At 72.7% G+C, this 16,078-nt stretch carries 12 protein-coding genes; 6 read left to right on the forward strand and 6 right to left on the reverse strand.

All coding sequences use genetic code 11. From position 1 onward, the window contains the following. Window positions 1-172 precede the first annotated feature (172 nt). The gene (locus tag IH09_RS01270) at window positions 173-1,450 is read right to left on the reverse strand and encodes a metal-dependent hydrolase family protein (protein ID WP_052853318.1); all 1,278 of its coding nucleotides are present in this window, start codon (window positions 1,448-1,450) and stop codon (window positions 173-175) included. Window positions 1,451-1,569: 119 nt separating this feature from the next. Continuing rightward, window positions 1,570-2,889: an anaerobic C4-dicarboxylate transporter family protein gene (locus tag IH09_RS01275; RefSeq protein WP_052853319.1), complete on the reverse strand. Its 1,320-nt coding sequence runs from the start codon at window positions 2,887-2,889 to the stop codon at window positions 1,570-1,572. A 231-nt stretch (window positions 2,890-3,120) separates the two neighbouring features. Between IH09_RS01275 and IH09_RS01280 the strand changes: the two genes are divergently transcribed. Further along, complete coding sequence (locus IH09_RS01280) at window positions 3,121-4,173, forward strand: Lrp/AsnC family transcriptional regulator (RefSeq protein WP_052853320.1); 1,053 nt, start codon at window positions 3,121-3,123, stop codon at window positions 4,171-4,173. 540 nt (window positions 4,174-4,713) lie between these two features. On the opposite strand, the gene IH09_RS38735 is transcribed toward IH09_RS01280, so the two are convergent. Next, entirely contained in the window at window positions 4,714-5,322 is a 609-nt protein-coding gene (locus tag IH09_RS38735) for a response regulator transcription factor (protein ID WP_190233174.1), read from the reverse strand. A gap of 310 nt (window positions 5,323-5,632) precedes the next feature. Here IH09_RS38735 and IH09_RS01290 point away from each other — a divergent pair, with 310 nt between their 5' ends. From IH09_RS01290 to IH09_RS01310, 5 genes are all read left to right on the forward strand, one after another. Then, window positions 5,633-6,856, forward strand: a complete 1,224-nt coding sequence (locus IH09_RS01290; protein WP_052853322.1) for an arginine deiminase — start codon at window positions 5,633-5,635, stop codon at window positions 6,854-6,856. Window positions 6,857-6,942: 86 nt separating this feature from the next. Then, complete coding sequence (gene argF / locus IH09_RS01295; protein WP_052853323.1) at window positions 6,943-7,944, forward strand: ornithine carbamoyltransferase; 1,002 nt, start codon at window positions 6,943-6,945, stop codon at window positions 7,942-7,944. 105 nt (window positions 7,945-8,049) lie between these two features. Beyond that, on the forward strand, window positions 8,050-9,039 hold the full coding sequence (arcC, locus tag IH09_RS01300; RefSeq protein WP_052853324.1) for a carbamate kinase: 990 nt from the start codon (window positions 8,050-8,052) through the stop codon (window positions 9,037-9,039). Between the two features lie 77 nt (window positions 9,040-9,116). Then, window positions 9,117-10,592, forward strand: a complete 1,476-nt coding sequence (locus IH09_RS01305; RefSeq protein ID WP_052853325.1) for a YfcC family protein — start codon at window positions 9,117-9,119, stop codon at window positions 10,590-10,592. After that, a complete protein-coding gene (locus IH09_RS01310) occupies window positions 10,592-10,909 on the forward strand; it encodes an arginine repressor (RefSeq protein WP_052853326.1) in 318 nt (105 codons plus the stop codon). The genes IH09_RS01305 and IH09_RS01310 overlap by 1 nt, the downstream gene beginning before the upstream one ends. A 76-nt stretch (window positions 10,910-10,985) precedes the next feature. On the opposite strand, the gene IH09_RS01315 is transcribed toward IH09_RS01310, so the two are convergent. The 3 genes from IH09_RS01315 to IH09_RS01325 all read right to left on the reverse strand — a co-directional run bounded on the left by IH09_RS01315 (window position 10,986) and on the right by IH09_RS01325 (window position 16,067). Continuing rightward, the gene (locus tag IH09_RS01315; protein WP_052853327.1) at window positions 10,986-12,020 is read right to left on the reverse strand and encodes a TauD/TfdA family dioxygenase; all 1,035 of its coding nucleotides are present in this window, start codon (window positions 12,018-12,020) and stop codon (window positions 10,986-10,988) included. Between the two features lie 74 nt (window positions 12,021-12,094). Beyond that, window positions 12,095-13,069 (reverse strand): hypothetical protein, encoded by a 975-nt coding sequence (locus IH09_RS01320; RefSeq protein ID WP_052853328.1) that lies wholly within the window; start codon window positions 13,067-13,069, stop codon window positions 12,095-12,097. A 115-nt stretch (window positions 13,070-13,184) separates the two neighbouring features. After that, window positions 13,185-16,067 (reverse strand): non-ribosomal peptide synthetase, encoded by a 2,883-nt coding sequence (locus tag IH09_RS01325; protein WP_052853329.1) that lies wholly within the window; start codon window positions 16,065-16,067, stop codon window positions 13,185-13,187. Between the last annotated feature and the right edge of the window lie 11 nt (window positions 16,068-16,078).

A 16,078-nucleotide genomic window follows, 5' to 3' on the forward strand; every position in this document is an offset into this window, starting at 1 on the left:
TCAGACGAGGGGCGTCGAGTCGCCTCACTAGTCGAACGGGCAGCCGATGGGCAGGACTTCATCGCGGCGGAGACCCAGCGGTTCCAGGCGGCCGGGGGCCGTCGTCGGTCCGTGGCGCCGACGGCCCCCGCGTACCGCGGATACCGCTACCCCGGCCCGGTCCGCCGATCGATCAGGCCGAGGGGGAGCGGGAGCCGAGGCGTGCCGGTGCGGGGGCGGCCGAGGGGAGGGTGTTCTTGCGGATCTCGCCCGACTGGGCGACGAGCACGATGGTGTCCGGGGTGGCGAGCGAGGCGATGTCGGTGAGCGGGTCGGTGGCGGTCACGACGAAGTCGGCGAGTTTGCCGGGTTCCAGGGTTCCCAGGCGGTCCTCAAGTCCCAGCAGCCGGGCGGCGTTACGGGTTCCGGCCAGCAGCGCGTCCATGGGGCGCATCCCGAGGCCGACGAGGTGGCCCAGCTCCCGGAGGTTGGCTCCGTGCGGGCACACTCCCGAGTCCGTCCCCAACGCGACCGGGACGTCCGCCGCGATGGCCGCGGCGATGTTCTCCTCGATGGCCGCGGTCCAGCGGGCCTTCTTCTGCCACTGGTACTCGGGCACCGTGCCGCGCGCGGGCATCCGCAGCCCCGTGGAGAGCGTCGGGACGAGGACGGTGCCGTGCTTCAGCATCAGGTCCCGGCCTCCGGCATCCAGGCCGTAGCCGTGTTCCACGCTCGCCACTCCGCCGCGGATCGCGTGGTGGATTCCGGTGGTGCCCTGCGCATGGGCGGCGACGGGGCAGCCCCGGTTGCGCGCGGCCTCCTCCACGACGGTCCGGATCTCCTCTTCTGTCAGCCCCTCGTCCTCGGGCTGATCGGTGGGCGAGGACATACCGCCGGTCGCACACACCTTGATCACATCTGCGCCGTCGCGCAGCAGCTTGCGGGTCTGGAGGCGCGCCTCGTCGGGCGTGTCGACGAGTGCGGTCTGCTCCTCGAAGAGGCGGAGTCCGGAGGGCAGCGTGAAGTCCGCATGCCCGCCTGTGTGCCCCACGACCCGTACGGCGACCTGCAGGCGCGGTCCCTCGATCAGACCGCGCGCGACGGCCTCGCGACAGCCGGCGTCGATGCCCCCGAGGTCTCGCGCGGTGGTGATGCCCGCGTGCAGCGTCTCGCGCATCAGGCGGGCGCTCTCGAACAGCAGGGTCGAGGGGCGGCTCATGAGGACCGCCGTCGGCCCGCCGCCGGACCCGAGCCCGAAGTGGACATGGCAGTCGAAGAACCCCGGAAGGAGGGTGCGGCCCCCGAGGTCGACGGAGGTCTCCCCGGGGGCCGCGGCCGGGGCGTTCCCGGCCGGGCCCGCGTAACGGATCGTGCCGTCGTCGGCGACGACGAGAACGGCGTCCTCGACGGGGGCCGCGCCCGTGCCGTCGATGAGGCGGGCGTTGACGTACCGGGACTGCTCGGTGTGCATGGGGGGACCTGCGTTCCTGTGCTCGTGGGCGGTTTTCGGGGGCTGTTCCGCATGTACGGAAGGAAGGGGGAGCGGGCGGCGGACCCTGTTCCGGAACGGGAGGGGGCCGCGGGGCGGGATCAGGTGATGGCCGTCATGGCGAAGGCGACGGCCGCCGTGACCACGAAGCCCGTCAGTGCCGGAACCATGAAGGAGTTGTCGACGAGATGGCGGCCATTGCCGGTGGAGCCGGTCTTGTCGACCTGAATGGCCATCTGGGCGGCGCCGTTGAAGGGCAGACACGTATTGGTGGTGACGCCCATATAGCAGGCGGCGATCACCGGGGCGCTCAGTCCGGCGGCTATTCCCAGTGGCAGGAATATATTGGCGATGGCGGTCTGTGACGCGATAATGGCGCCGGCGACGGCAATGAGCAGGACGAAGAGTCCGACCCAGGTTGTCAGCATCGCGTCGATCGTTCTGTTGATGCCGGACAGATGGGCGTTGATAAGGGTGGTGTAGGGCCAGGAAACCGCTACGAGTACCAAGGTGGCGGTGAGCCCGCCGCGCAGCGTGCTGGAGTTCATCACCGAACCGCCGGCCGGGCGGCCGACCGCCAGAATGAGTGCGGCGACCGCGAATTCGATGATCAGCAGCGCGTCCGTGGAGGCCAGCCGGGACCCGTCGGGAAAGGCCGGCGCCAGACCGTCGAAGATGCCGAGGACCACGATGGCGGTGACGCCGGCGAGGAAGATCCACACACTCGCCTTGGCCCTGGCGCCGGAGCGCGGTCCGCTCCGGTCGCCGTTGTCCGGGCCGGGTGCCGGCCGGGACTCCGCCGGCTCCGGGCGGTCCCGGAGAACCGGATCGCCGGGGAGGTCCTCGCCCTTGCGGACGCAGACCGCCGCGACGGCGACGACGCCGATCAGGATCGCGGGGACGGTGATGAGCAGATAGCCGCCCAGCGAGCCGCCGACAGGTGTGGTGAGGGCGACGACCGTGAGGACGGAGGCGGAGACGGGCGAGGCGACCACGGCCATCTGTGAGGCGACCACCGAGGCCGCCAGGGGGCGTTCGGGCCGGATGCCGTTGGCGCGGGCGGTCTCGTAGATGACCGGGATGAAGGGGAAGAAGATGTTTCCGGTGCCGGCCAGTGCGCACAGGACGAGGGTGAGCAGCGGTGCGAGGAAGGTGATGCGGCTCGGATGCCTGCGCAGAATTCTTGTGGCCAGTTCGAGCAGATAGCCCGTACCGCCTGATGCTTCCATCGCACCGGCCGCGAACGTCACGATGAGAATGACCTCCATCGCGGCGACGGGCAGGTCTCCGGGTTTTTGTTGGAGGCCGAATACCAGCAGGGCCGTAGTGCCTCCGCCGAACGCGATGAGCCCGGCCGGACCGCCGAGTTTGGAGCCGTACACCATCAGTCCGAAGACGGCCAGGAACTCTATGATCAGCATCGCGGAATGCACGCCAGATCCCATCGCTCGTTGTCTGAACCGGTAGTCCCGAAGGGACTTGAGGAATCCGTGGGGCGAGATGCCGGGGATTCTTTCCCGGATTTTCGTGGCCCATCGGCATGTACCATTAGAGGCGAACGAAAGGGTTTTCCCGGTATGTTCGCGTGAAATCTCCGGATTGAATCTTCCGCTGCCCGGCGGCAGCAGGATCTGCGCAGGTGGTTCAGAGAAATGCAGCAAAGCAGCCACGAGCCGGTCGCCTCCCGGCAGCTCACCCCCGCGGACCTCGCGCTGGTCCAAGTGCTCCAGACGGACCCGCGGATGTCCTGGGCCCGGGTCGGGGCGCTGCTCGACATCGACGCGGTGACGGCGATGCGGCGGTGGCGGCGGCTGGAGACGACCGGCAGGGCGTGGACGGCGGCCACACCGGGTTACGGATGCGCCGGGCTGCTGCACCTCACCTTCATCGAAGTCGAGGTGGCGGCGGGGCGGCTGGACGACGTCGCCGGGTTCTGCGCCCGGCTGCCGCATGTGCTCACCGCGGAGGGCATGTCCGGCCGGCAGAACCTCCTGCTGACGGTCGTCACCCCGGATCTGCCGACGCTCCACGACCTCCTGGAGGGACGGATCGCCGCGCATCCCGGCGCCACCGCCGTCCGGGCCCACCACGTCACGCGGGTGTTCACGGAGGGCAGCCGGTGGACGGTATGCCGGACCGTGCCCGCCCGCGACGCCCGTTGCCGTCCCGCGGCCCTCCCGCCGGAAGCCAGGGGGTGCGCGGGTGACGCGATACGGACGCTGCTGCCCCTGCTCTCGACGGATGCCCGCACCGACGCGGCGGCCCTGGCCCGGGAGGCCGGTGTCTCACCGGCCACCGCGCGCCGTCGCCTGGCCCAGGCCCTGGGCGCGCGGGAGATCACGCTGCGCTGCGATGTCGCCCGGTCCCTCACCGACTGGCCGGTCTCCGCGAAGATCTGGGCGCGGATACCGCCGGATCGGCTGACGGAGGCGGCGTGCAGGCTGTCCGCGCTCGCCGAGGTCCGGCTCTGCGCGGCCGTCACGGGCCGGGAGAACCTGCTCGTCACGCTCTGGCTGCGGTCGGTGGAGGAACTCCTCGGCCTCACGGAGCAGATCGCGAAGACCCTCCCGCGCATCCAACTGGCCAACGTCGAAGTGGCCTTGCGCCAGTACAAACGCGCGGGGCGCCTGGTGGGTCCGCACGACCTGTCTCTCGGGGCGGTGCCGATCGATCCCTGCGACGAACTGGCGACGCGGCGGTGGTGAGGTGCCGGCGAGAGGGACCGGCCTCGGCCGTCGACGCCGCCTGCCGCCAACCCCCTTTGCGGAGCACGTAGTTGAGGCAGGAAAGCGCAGTACCCCCGGCCGGGCGGTCAAACCCGGCCAGGGGCCCTGGCACACCGGGCCGCGTGAGTGATCGGGGGACGGCGCGGCCCTGTTCTTCAGTTGTCCGGCCCCGCGCATCCTGCCCTTGCGGGCGGCCGGTCGAGCCCTGTCAGCGCGCGTATCGCCCCGGGGGGCGAGGGCGGGCTCGCGTCAATCACGTTAGCCGGGGCGGACAGGGCACCACATGGGTCGAAGTCCCTTGGGTGAGGGGCATTTCGTCACGAGTGGGGGCCATCGGCGGGCGTGGGCGTGCGCGGCGGACCCGGCCGCGTGATCGCCCCTCGGAGCGCCGTGCGGCGGACCGGGCGGTGGTCCCGGTGCGGGTCCCGCCGCCCCTCATGCCACCAGCGGCGCCGACGGACTCTAGGGCCCGCCCGGAGACGGCGGCTCCAGGCCGCTCTGCCAGGCCCAGCGCGCCAACTACACCCTGTTCTGGGCCCGTACCTTGCGCCGGCAGCCGGAGACCGTCTTCTTCACCGCGGACACCGACACCCCCGTGGAGCAGGCGATCTCCCGGTCGGTGCGGCCGACGGCGACCATCGCGGCCACCTGCCGCTCCCGCGGACTGAGCGGGCGCCGCGGCTCCGGCGGGGCATGCCGGGGCGGCCCGTCGAGGAGATCGCGCAGACTGCCGGCGGCCGCGGGCGACAGCGCGTACGCCCCCGCCGCCACCAGCCGGATGCTCTGCCGCAACAGCCGCGGTGTCACGGACTTGTGGAGATAGGCGTGGGCTCCGCCGCCCATCGCGGTGCGGAAGTCGTCGTCCGCCGTCGAACCGGTCAGCACGACCGCCCGGCACCCCGTACCGGGGAGGGCGGCCACCCGCCGGACCACTTCGAGCCCGCCGAAACCGGTGAGCGAGGTACCGACCACGCAGACGTCGGGCCGGGTGGTGCGGACCAGTCCGACGGTGTCCCGGCCGTCTCCGGATTCCCCCACGATCAGGAACCCCCGCTCCCGGGACAGGATGGTGCGCAGTCCCACCCGCACCACTTCGTCCGCGTCCGCGACCAGCACTCTGATGGACATGTCAGGCTCCCCATATCCCGCCTCACCGGGCGTACTCCTGTGTGCTCGTGCCCTCATGGGCAACGTACGTGGCGGGCAGCACGTCTCAGGGGGGACGAGCGGCCACTGTGCGCAGGGGCGGACGGCCCTGCCGGCCGTGCCTCGCACTGCCGGAAAGGACAGGGCCGAAGGGGCGCCGGAGCAGGCCGGAAGGACATCCGGGCTCGGGCGGAGCGGGCCTTTCGGCGCCCTCGTGCGGGGTTCCGGCGCTCCTAACGTCGAGAGCGCAGGGCCGCCGCAACGGTGCGGCGGCCAGGAGTTGGGAGCGCCCGTGTCATTCCACGTGGATTCCGAAGTCGGCCGCCTCAAGCAGGTCATCCTGCACCGCCCCGATCTGGAACTCAGGCGGCTGACACCCGGCAACAAGGACGAGCTGCTCTTCGACGACGTGCTCTGGGTGGAGAGGGCCCGCGAGGAGCACGACGCCTTCGTCGGCACGCTGCGCGAACGCGGTGTCGCCGTCCACCTCTTCACCGATCTGCTGACCGAGACCCTCGCCGAGCCCGGCGCCCGCGACCTGGTCCTGGGGCGGCTCTTCGACGAGCGGGAGTACGGGCCGATCGCCACCGACCGCGCCCGCGGCGTCTTCGAGGGGTTCGCCCCCGAGGAGCTCACCCAGTACCTGGTCGGCGGCATCACCAAGCGGGAACTCGTCGAGAGGATGGGACGCCCGCGCAGCGTCCGGGTCCAGACCATGGACGACGACGATTTCGTCATCGCGCCGCTGCCCAACCATCTGTTCACCCGCGACACCTCGTGCTGGGTGTACGACGGGGTCGCCGTCAACGCGATGCGCAAGACCGCCCGCCGGCGGGAGACCGTGCACTTCGAGGCGGTTTACCGGTACCACCCGCTCTTCGCCGGCCAGGATTTCAAGGTCTGGAACGAGGGCCAGGCGGCCTTCCCCGCCACCATGGAGGGCGGGGACGTCCTGGTCATCGGCAACGGCGCGGTACTGGTGGGGGTCAGCGAACGCACCACCCCGCAGGGCGTCGAGCGCCTCGCCGTACAGCTGTTCAAGGAAGGCGCCGCGCGGCGCATCGTGGCGCTCGACCTGCCCAGGCAGCGGGCCTTCATGCACCTCGACACGGTGCTGACGATGGTGAACGGGGACACCTTCACCAAGTACGCCGGGCTGGGCATGCTGCCCTCGTACACGATCGAGCCCCAGGACGCCCCCGACGACCTGCTCGTCACCCGGCACGCGCCCGACCGGATGCACGCCGTGCTCGCCGACGCCCTCGGCCTGGACGACATCAGGGTCCTCACCCCGGCCCAGGACGTGCACGCCGCCGCCCGCGAGCAGTGGGACGACGGCTGCAACGTCCTGGCCGTCGAGCCGGGGGTGGTCGTCGCCTACGACCGCAACGTCACCTCCAACGCGTATCTGCGGGCCAACGGCATCGAGGTCGTCACCGTACGGGGCAGCGAACTGGGACGCGGGCGCGGCGGACCGCGCTGTATGAGCTGCCCCATCGAGCGCGACGCCGCCTGAGGCTTCCCGCGCCTGCCCGCACCGGCGCGCGTACGAGAGAGCCCGCCGGACCGCACCACCTCGCACGAGAACGAGAAAGACATCCCATGGCCCGCAATCTGCGTCACCGTAGTTTTCTCCGGGAACTCGACTTCACCCCTGGTGAGCTGGAGTACCTCATCGACCTCGCCGCCGAACTGAAGTCCGCCAAGCGCACCGGCACCGAACGGCCCCGGCTGCGCGGCAAGAACATCGCGCTGATCTTCGAGAAGACCTCCACCCGCACCCGGTGCGCCTTCGAGGTCGCCGCGCACGACCAGGGTGCCCATGTCACCTATCTGGATCCGGCCGGCTCCCAGATAGGCCACAAGGAGTCCATGAAGGACACCGCACGGGTGCTCGGCCGGATGTACGACGGCATCGAGTACCGGGGCGCCTCGCAGCGCCTCGTGACGGAACTGGCCGAGTACTCCGGGGTACCGGTGTGGAACGGACTCACCGACGACTGGCACCCCACCCAGACGCTCGCCGACTTCCTCACCATGCGCGAGCACTCCGGCAAGCCGCTGCACGAGATCTCCCTCGCGTACGTCGGCGACGCCCGCAACAACGTCGGCAACTCCCTGCTCGTCATGGGCGCCCTGATGGGTGCGGACGTACGGATCGTCGCGCCGAAGCCGCTGTGGAACACGCCGGAGATCATCGGACGGGCCGAGGAGGTGGCCGCCACGACCGGGGCCCGGGTGCGCCACACCACGGACCTCTGCCGGGGCGTCGACGGCGCCGACTTCGTCTACACCGACGTCTGGGTCTCCATGGGCGAGCCCCCGGAGGTGTGGGACGAGCGCATCGAGCTGCTCTCCCCTTACCAGGTCACCGCGGGGGTGATGGCGGCGACCGGCAACCCGCGGGCGAGGTTCCTGCACTGCCTGCCGGCCTTCCACGACCGCGCCACCACGGTGGGCGCCGACCTCTACGACCGGACCGGCCTGGAGTCGCTGGAAGTCACCGACGAGGTCTTCGAGTCGGACCGCTCGGTCGTCTTCGACCAGGCCGAGAACCGGATGCACACCATCAAGGCCGTACTGGTCGCCACCCTCGGCGGCTGACGCCGTCCGGCGGCACGCGGACTCCCGCCCCGGCCGGAGTCCGCGTGCCACCGGGCGCCCGCCCCAGCCCCCGTACCCACCGCCCCGCCTTGAACGGAGACCCTCGTGCGCGTAGTCGTAGCACTGGGCGGAAACGCCCTTCTCAAACGCGGTGACAAGCCCGACGCCGATATCCAGCTGACCAATGTGCGCCGGGCCGTGGCCGCCCTCGCCCCCCTCGCCCGGGAACACGAACTCGTCGTCACCCACGGCAACGGCCCCCAGGTCGGTGTGCTCGCCCTGCAGAGCGCCGCCGACCCCGCGCTCACCCACCCCTATCCCTTCGACGTCCTGGGGGCGGAGACCCAGGGCATGATCGGCTACTGGCTCCTCCAGTCCCTGCAGAACGTCCTGCCGGACCGCCAGGTCTGCGCACTGATCAACCAGACGCTGGTGTCGGTCGCCGACCCGGCTTTCGCCGAACCGACCAAGTTCGTCGGCCAGAGCTACGACGAGCCGACCGCCAGGCGGCTGGCCGCCGGGCGGGGGTGGACCGTCCGGCAGGACGGCGCGTACTGGCGGCGCGTGGTCCCGTCCCCGAGGCCGCAGCGGATCGTCGAGACCCGGCTGATCCGGCAACTGCTGTCGCACGGGGCGGTCGCGGTGTGCGCGGGCGGTGGCGGCGTCCCGGTCATCCGGGACGAGAACGGCCTGCTCCGCGGGGTGGAAGCGGTCGTCGACAAGGACCTCACCGCCGCCCTGCTCGCCGAGTCCCTGGAGGCCGACGCGCTGCTGCTGCTCACCGACGTACCCCGCGTCGTAAGCGGCTTCGGCACCCCCGACGCCACCCCCCTCACCCACACCACCCCCGCCGCGCTGCGCGCCGAGAGCTTCCCGGCCGGGTCGATGGGTCCGAAGGTCGAGGCGGTGTGCCGTTTCGTCGAACTCACCGGGGACATGGCCGCCATCGGCGCCCTGGACCAGGCGGCGGACATCCTCGCCGGTACGGCGGGCACCCTCGTCACGCCCAGCGGCCGCTACCCCCACACCGGTGCCTGCCCGCCGCCGGCCACCGGGCCCGGAGCGGCCCCCGCGCCGGAAGGATCACCGTCATGAGCGGCACGGCCCCGCCCGGAGCCCCCGCCGGCCGGCCGGTTCCACAGGCAGAGAGCGATGGGGCGGAACCGGACCGTGTGCCGCCCACGGACCGGCCGGAGCGGAGCTTCCGCTTCCCGTCGGCCTTCACCGTGCTGGCCGTGGTCACCGTGGCGGTCTGGCTGCTGGCCTTCATCATCCCGGCCGGCGCCTACCGGACCAGTGACAGCGGGGCCCCGATACCCGGCTCGTACCACTCCGTCGAAGCCTCCGGGTCCTTCCTGAGCCGGCTCCGGGACCTCTTCCTCGCGCCCGTCAACGGGCTGTACGGCGTCACCGGCGCGGACGGGCAGACCGCCCCCGGCGGCACCGGCACCCTGGCCGGCGCGGCCGCGGTCTTCCTCTTCATCCTGGCCGTCGGCGCGTTCATCACCGTCGCCATGAAGTCCGGTGCCCTGGACGCCGCGATCGGCCGCCTCGCCCAGCGGCTCAGCCACCGCAAGGCGCTGCTGATCGCCATCCTGATGTGCGTCTTCTCGCTCGGCGGCAGTACCTACGGCATGGCCGAGGAGACCCTGGGGTTCTACGCCCTGGTGATCCCGCTGGCCCTGCGGCTCGGCTACGACCGGATGGTCGGGGCGGCCGTGATCATGGTTGGCGCGGGCGTCGGCACCCTCGCCTCCACCGTCAATCCCTTCGCCACGGGAGTCGCCTCGGCGGGCGCCGGCATCGGCACCGGCGACGGCATCGTGCTGCGCCTGGTGATGTGGGTGGTGCTGACCGCGATCGCCATCGCCTTCGTGCTGCGGTACGCACGCAAGGTGGCCAAGGACCCCGCCCGCTCACTCGTGGGCGCGGCCGGCGACGACGACCTCGGCCGGAGCACCGGCGACGTCCCCGCCCTGACCGGGCGTCACAAAGCCGTCATCGCGGTGTTCGGGGCGACGTTCGCCCTGATGATCTTCGCGATCATCCCCTGGGCGGACCTGGGCGTCACCGCCCTGCCCTCGCTGGGGTGGTCCTTCCCGGAGCTGGCGGGGCTGTTCACGGTCTCCGCCATCGTGACCGGCCTGATCGCCGGGCTGGGGGAGAAGGGCACGGTCGACGCGATCGTGTCGGGCGCGGGCGACTTCATCGGCGCGGCACTGATCATCGTGCTCGCCCGCGGTGTCACCGTCATCATGAACAACGCCCACATCACGGACACCATCCTCAATGCGCTGAACAAGGCGGTGGAGGGGACCAGTTCCGGGGTCTTCGCCGTGCTGACCTTCCTGGTGAACATCCCGCTGGCGTTCTTCGTCCCCTCCTCCTCCGGACACGCCACGCTCGCCATGCCGATCCTGGCACCGCTGGCCGACTTCGCCGGAGTGGGCCGCAGCATGGTCGTCACCGCGTACCAGACGGCCTCGGGCTGGGTGAACCTGATCACCCCGACCTCCGCGGTCATCATGGGCGGACTGGCCCTGTCCAAGGTGCGCTACGACCGCTATCTGCGGTTCATCTGGCCCCTGCTGGCCACCCTGCTGGCCGTCTCCATCGTGTTCATGGCCCTCGGGGCGGTGCTGAGCTGATGCCCGCCGCCCCGTCCGCCGGCGGCCGCGCACGACCGCCCCGCGCCCGCACCGACGCGCACCCGGCCGGCGGACGGGGGCCCCGCGCCGCCGCCTCGCCGCGGAACATGGTCCTCGACGCGGCCCGGACGGGCGGCACGGTCGTCCTGCGCACCCCGCCCGGCGGCGCCCGTCTGGTCGCCTCGCTGATCGACGTGACACCGGACCTCGACGTGCTGGGCTGTGTGGCGGGCAACGATGTGGTGGTGGCCGTCTGCCGGGACGGCACCGCCGGCGACCAGGTCCTGCGGTTCTTCCGCACCACAGCGGAGAGCTGACGGCACCCGGCCCGCGCGCCGCCGAGCGGCCGCCGTTACCCGCCCCGCCGAGGAGGCGGGGCGGGTGCCGCCCTGATCAGTGGTGCACGCGGCGGCTGCCGGCGGCCTGCCGGTGCCGGATGGGCCACTGGTTACGGCGGACATAGGTGCGCTGCAACCAGCGGTCCGACCCGTCGTATCGGGGTGTGAAGCGGGTGCGGGCGTGCAGGCCCTTCCTGTTGTTGATCAGCAGGGCTTCACCGGGACGGAGGTGGACCTCGTGCGCGGCCTCGCGGCAGGCGGCCTGGAGCCGGACGAGTGCTGCCTCCGCCTCTTTGGTGAGGGCGCGCACCCCGTTGGCCGACGAGGAGATCTCCGGAGCGTCCTGCGGACCGCCGATGAGCCCGACCGGGTCGGAGAGGACCTCGCTTCCGCCGGCGACGTCCCGCACATAGCTGCCCGGTGCGTTCAGCCGGAAGAGCGGACTGCGCAGCACCTCCAGGGTGTGGGCGTCGAGGGCTCGGGCGATGTCCCGGGCGTCGGCGTAATGGGTGGCCGCGACGCCTTCGTGGTCGGCGCGCAGGCAGTTGAGGACGAGGAAGTCGGGGTTGCTGACGTCATAGCGGCCGCCGGCGTCGTGCACGATGTCGTTGTGGAAGTTCAGGAAGACGGTGGAGCCCTGGTTGGTCTGGCTCGTGGCACCACTGGGAACGGGGACCACATCGTGGATGAGCTGCCCGTTCTTCTCCGTGAGGAAGCCGACCGGTTCGCCGAGCAGGCCCGAGAGCCCGAGCAGCACACCCTCGGCGACATAGGAGCGCTTACCGCCCGCGGGGCCGCCGTCGGTGGGGGTGGCGGGGAGTTCGGGATCGACCGGCAGATTGCGGACGTACCCGACGCCCGGTGTGTCGGCGTGCCGCCCGAAGTCCAGTATCTGCTGGAGCAGCCCGGTGGGCAGGGTGGCGAAGATCTGGAGGTACCGGGTCGTGGCACGGTCGATGTCCGGCTGCGGATCGGGCTCCGCGGCGAGCTGCCGGCCGAGCGCGTCACGGACGGCGTCCGGCAGGTCGATGCGGGCGAGCGTCTGCGCGGGGGCGTCCGGGCTCTGACGGTGCGGGACGGACGTGGTCATGGCGGACCCTTCGTGATCGGGGACGGAGGTCGGAGGGGCGGTGCGGCGATGCGCGTGCCGAGCCGTTCGGCGCGTCATGCGCCGAGCAGGACGACGTGCACCACGTACGGGAGGATGTCGACGGCCTGCGGGTCGTGGTCCAGCAGGAGGACGGCGGAGGTGTAGCCCTGGGCCCGCAGCGCCTCCAAGGGGCGTTGGTGCTCGGTCGGCGGCACGGGCCCCCGCGCGGCGGCCGGCGGGAGCTCCTGCTCGGGCGCGATGGCGGACACCCGGAAGGGATCCGGGCCGGGCCCGGTGACCGCGTGCGGCGGTCCCGCGCCCAGCGCGCGCCCGGCGGCGGTCCGTACCGCCGCCGCCAGGGTGCCGCCCGTGGCGAGCGCGGCGGCCTGGCCGATGCGTACCGCACAGGCGGGCAGGGATAACAGCGCGGACAGGTCGTGGGCGCGCGGGCTGCCCTTCGCCCTGAGCAGCCGCAGGAGGCGGCCGGTGCCCTCATCACCCACGTACGCGTCGAGGTCGAGGCGGGCCACACGGGTCCCTGGTTCGTCCAGGCGCCGCACGAGCAGGGCCTCGCAGTGCTGGGCGAGCCCGGCCTCCACCGCGTTGACCCAGGTGAGGCCCGCGGCCGCGCCCACGGGCCGCCGGAAGGGCAGCCCCGGGGCCGGCGGCGCGGCGGCGTCCACGGCGTCCACCACGCGCAGCGCACCGGAGTCCAGGTCCAGCCCCCAGACGGCGGGCGAGGCACCACCGGGGGCGGCGTGGTGACGGGCGGCGGCCAGCGCACCGTAGGTGGCGAGGCCGGCGAGCACCGCGGCGAGACGCCCCTCCTCGCCGCAGCCGCGGGTCCGGGCCAGGGCCGACTCCAGCAGGGGGCCGAGCGGCCGGGGCGCGGACCCGGCCGCCTCCGCCACCCGGGAGAGGAGCTCGTCCGGTTCGAGCGCCCGGCCGCCCATGCGCTCCACGAACACGGCCCGAGCCCGGGTCTCGTCGGGGGCGCGCGACCGGACACCGTTCAGGCCCGAGGCACCGGTGTCCAGACGCTGTGTCATGTCCTTCTCTCCTCGGGCGGTTCCGCTGCTGACAAGCCCTCTCGCAGCAACGGAACACGGCGACGATAGGCGCGCGATCCATCCCCGATATCCGCCCGGTCTACGGCACGGCGGATCAGGCCGGGATGAGCGTGCGCAGCAGCTGCACGAACTGCCCCGCCGTCGAGTGGTGGTAGAACTGCCTGCTCGACACCCTGGGCAGGCCGCTGGCGCGCAGTTCCGCGAGGAGACGCACCACCAGCAGCGAATTCCCGCCCAGTTCGAAGAAGTTGTCGCCCAGCCGCACCTCCGTGTTCAGGACCCGGCTCCAGACGCGGATGATGTCGTCGGTGAGGTCTCCCGACGGCTCCACGGTGGCGGGCGCTCGCGGTGTGAGGGGGAGCGGGGCCGGCAGCCGGGACGGATCCAGCTTCCCGTTCACCGTCAGGGGCAGCGCGGCGACCGGGGTGAGGGTGGCCGGGACCATGTAGTCGGGCAGGAACCGGCGCGCATGCGCGAGGATGTCGCGCACGTCCGCCGCGTCCATCGGGGCTGCCTCCTGCGCCGTGCCGCTCCCGACGGCGTACGCGTCGAGGCGGCTGCTCGCGGGATCGCCCGGCGTCTCCTGCCGGATGGCCAGGGCGACGGCGCTCACCCGGGGGTGCTTGAGCAGCACGGCGCGGATCTCGTCGAGTTCGACGCGGTGCCCGCGGATCTTCACCTGGCTGTCGAGGCGCCCGAGGTGTTCGAGACTGCCGTCGGGGCGCAGCCGCCCCTTGTCCCCGCTGCGGTAGACACGCTGCCCGGTGACCGGGTCGGTGCGGAACCGCTCGGCGGTGAGGTCCGGTTGCCCGAGGTAGTGGCTCGCCACGCCCGCGCCGCCCACGTAGATCTCGCCCACCGGTCCCGGCGGCAGGACCCGGCCGTGCCGGTCGCGGACCGAGAGCGACCAGCCGGGGAGGGCCCGGCCGACGGAGCGCGAGCCCGCCACGACGTCCTCGGGGGTGACGGTGTGGGCGGTCGTGTGCACCGTGGTCTCGGTGATGCCGAACATGTTCACCAGACGGCAGTCGGCGGGGGAGTGCCGGGCGAACCACGGGGCCAGCATGCGGACGTCGAGGGGCTCACCGCCGAAGACGACGAGGCGGAGCGCCAGGTCGCGGGCCGACTCCCGGTCCGCCCGGATGAGCTGGGAGAACGCCGAGGGCGTCTGGCTGAGCACGGTCACCCGCTCGTCGGCGAGCAGCTCGTGGAACTCCTCCGTGTCCCGCGTCGTCCAGTACGGCACGACCACCAGCCGGCCGCCGCTGAGCAGGCAGCCCCAGATCTCCCATACGGAGAAGTCGAAGGCGCTGGAGTGGAAGAGGGTCCAGGTGTCGTGGGGGCCGAGCCCGAAGTCGTCGGCGGTCGCGTCGACCAGGGCCACGACGTTGGCGTGGGGCACCACGACGCCCTTCGGACGGCCGGTGGAGCCCGACGTGTAGATCACGTAGGCGGCCTGCCCGGGGTCGAGGTGCGGGGGCTCGCCGGGCGCGTCCGCCGCGGCGCCGAGTTCACGCAGCTCCCCGGGGGCGACGACCGCCACCCCCGCCAGGGCGGGGAACTGCCCGGCCGATGCCACGACCACGGGCAGTTGCGCCTGCTCGGTGATGTAGCGCAGCCGCTCCTGCGGATAGTGCACATCCATCGGCACATAGGCGCAGCCGGACTTCAGCACCCCGAGCAGCGTGACGACCAGCCCGGCGTCCCGCTCCAGGCAGACCCCGACCCGGCTGCCCGGGGCGACGCCCTTCGCTCGCAGTCCCGCCGCCACCTCTTCCGCCGCGTCATCGAGCTGCCGGTATGTCAACTGCGTGGTGCCGTCGCCGAGTGCCGGGGCGTCGGGCCCGCTCCGCACCCGCTCCTCGAACAGCCCGACGAGGTGACCGCCGCTCGTGCGGACGGGCGCGGAGCTCCCCGCCCGGAGGACGCTCCCGTGCTCCGCCGCCGTCAGCAGTTCGAGGTGGGACACCGGGCGCGCGCCGGGGCTCTCGGCCAGCTGGGCCGCGAGGTGCGCGACGTGGGCGCAGAACCGCTCGGCGAGCTGCGGCGCGACCGTTCCCTCGTCGAACCAGCACGTGCCGCGGAGCGTGCCGTCCGCCTGCCGCTCCGCATGGAGGGTGAGCGGGAAGACCGGGGCGAGACACGGCCGGTGGCTGCGGCCGGGCTGCGCGGTACCCACGATCAGCCCCGCGGCGGGGACCCGTGGTGCGGTCGCAGGCGCGGTGTCGAACTGGGCGAGGAAGTCGGCGGTGCTCGGCTCATCGTCGGTCCGCACCGTGTACGCGCGGATGTCGTCGTACCCGCGCAGGGCGGCGGACTCGACCCGGCCGACGGTCACGCCGGCGTCGGCGCCCTCGTCCCCCGCCGCGTACCGGGCCAGGGCGAGCGCGAGAGCGCCGACGAGGTGCCGTACGTCGAGGCCCGCACGCTCCGGGAGGGGCAGGGGAACGGTCCCGGTCGTGCCGGCCCGCCCGGGAAGCCCCAGCCCCCACGGGACGGGGTCGTGCTCGGGGGCGGGCGGGAACGGTGCGCACGCCGGGATGTCCGGCGCGTCGTCCCAGGCGTCCGCCGCCCCGTCCAGGAGGAGAGCGGCCAGCCGGTCGAGGGCCGGGCGCGGCACGGATATGCGGGCGGCCACCAGCACCAGGTCGGCCGCGCCGTCGGAGCAGTGGACCAGCACGGCCCGCACGGGGAACATGTCCGGCCGTACCGGCCGGGCAGCCTCCGCCCGTGCCCTGCGCTCTGCCGCGGCGGTGCCGGACGGCGCCGCGACCGCGGTGTGCCAGAGCCGCAGCGGACGGAGCGCCGGCCGGCGGCGGGCGCCCGCCGCCAGGTTCCGGTCGAGACGGCCGGGGTCGACGGGGCCGGGCACCCGCACGGTGAGGCTGTGGCACAGCCCGGCCCACTCGCGCGCGGTGCGCACGTCGGGGGTGCGCGCCCCGGGCGCGGCGGCTCGGGGGTCGGGTTCTTCGCTCATGGCATTCACGG

This window comes from Streptomyces celluloflavus (assembly GCA_000720995.1).
Taxonomy (GTDB): Bacteria; Actinomycetota; Actinomycetes; order Streptomycetales; family Streptomycetaceae; genus Streptomyces; species Streptomyces celluloflavus.